Source organism: Iodobacter sp. CM08 (assembly GCF_033446605.1).
Classification (GTDB): Bacteria; Pseudomonadota; Gammaproteobacteria; order Burkholderiales; family Chitinibacteraceae; genus Iodobacter.
This window is the reverse complement of the sequence record NZ_JAWQUO010000093.1, coordinates 1-1,696: the sequence shown is the minus strand read 5'-3', so window position 1 is coordinate 1,696 and position 1,696 is coordinate 1. Positions and strand designations below refer to the sequence as shown.

Annotated in this window: 1 protein-coding gene; it reads right to left on the bottom strand. The window is 55.4% G+C overall.

Annotated elements, in window-relative coordinates:
* Window positions 1-34 precede the first annotated feature (34 nt).
* Window positions 35-1,615, bottom strand: a complete 1,581-nt coding sequence (gene tnpC / locus R6242_RS22180) for an IS66 family transposase (protein ID WP_318431061.1) — start codon at window positions 1,613-1,615, stop codon at window positions 35-37.
* Window positions 1,616-1,696: the final 81 nt, after the last annotated feature.

Sequence of the window (1,696 nt, the reverse complement as noted above, 5' to 3'; positions counted from 1 at the left end):
GTAAGCGCTCAGCCCTCCCACCTAGCCAGCTGCTTTAGCCTTCGTTATCTTGTGGGCTCTGATCTTTAACAAATGGCAGCAGCTCGTCAATTCGGCTATTGGGCCAAGTCGGGAGTTTTTCTAATGCTTCTGTCAGCCACATCAGCGGCTCAATCCCGTTTAGTTTGGCGGTGCCGAGTAAGGTTTGGATCGCGGCGGCACGGTGGCCACTCTGTTCGCTGCCGGTAAATAGCCAGTTCTTCTTGCCAATGGCAATCGGGCGGATGGCATTTTCAACGGGGTTGTTATCGATCGGGCTAAGGCCGTCCTCGCTATAGCGCTCCAACGCATCCCAGCGTTTGCAACTGTAATTCAGCGCTTTAGCCAAGCCACTATTGGGGGCAACTTTGAGCAGCATTTGATCCAGCCACGTTTTGAACTCGTTCAGCAGTGGTCGGGCTTCGAGCAAACGCTGTCTGGCCCGTTCGGCAATTCGTGCCTCTGGGGTTAAATCCAGTGCGTTAATCTCGCTTTCCAGCGCATACAGGGCCGCAATGCGCCGCAGCGCTTCGGCGGCAATCGGGCTTTGGTTCGATTCATACAGCTCATAGAATTTGCGCCGTGCATGCGCCCAGCAGCCGAGTTCGGTTACGCCCGTGCTAAACAGCGCTTTATAGCCCGCATAGCCGTCAACCATCAGCCGACCTTGCCAGTCGCTAAGGAAATCCCGCACATGCTGACCAGAGCGGCTGATTTGGTAATCAAACACCACGATGGGTGGGCCTGCGGCGAGCACATTGCTGCGATAAACCCATAAATATGCTTTTTTAGTCTTGCCCTTGCCTGGATCCAGCTGCGAAACCGGTGTTTCGTCGGCATGCAAGATGGTTTGCGTTAGCAGCCGTTCCGCCAGCCGGTCGGCCAAGGGTTGCAACCAGAAGCCAATCACGCCTACCCAGCTAGCAAGGGTGGAGCGGGCTAAGGTCACACCTTGCCGTTCGGCGATTTGAGCAATCCGGTACAAAGGCAGATGGTCCACGTATTTGCTGACCATAATCCATGCCAGTAAGGCCGGTGTAGGCAGCCCTCCATCGATCAAACTGGCCGGAATCGGCGCGGCAGTGACGGTTTCGCAGCGGCGGCAGGCATATTGGGGGCGAATATGGCGCAATACACGAAAGGTGCCAGGGTGATAATCCAGTTGCTCGCTGACATCATCACCCATTTTGGCGAGGGTGAGCCCACACTCTGCGCAGCTGCACGAGTCAGGCTCGTGCAGGATTTCTGTGCGTGGCAAGTGGGCAGGCAGCGCTTGTCGACCGGCCCGCTCACGTTTTTCTTTGGGCGCTGCCGCCTCAACGCGTACCTCGATGGCGGCAATATCACTGTCAAGTGTGTCTTCAAACAACTGACGTTGCTCGGCACTCAGACTTTCGGCCCTGACGCCGTAACGCATGCGGCGCAAATGGGCAATTTCTAAGGTCAGCGCGGCAATATGCTGATCACGAAATTTGATTTGACCAGACTGCTGTTTGGCTAATTCCGCCTGCTCCTCGACCAAGGCCAACTGAGCCAAGAGTGCGTCACGCACTGCACTGGGTAGGTTGGATTTGGCGAGTTGGTCGGCGATATTCATGGGGTCTATTTTACCAGCAATCACCTCGCCAAGGCCCATTTTTATTGAGTTTTACCCCGTTTATCCACAAACAAAACCCAT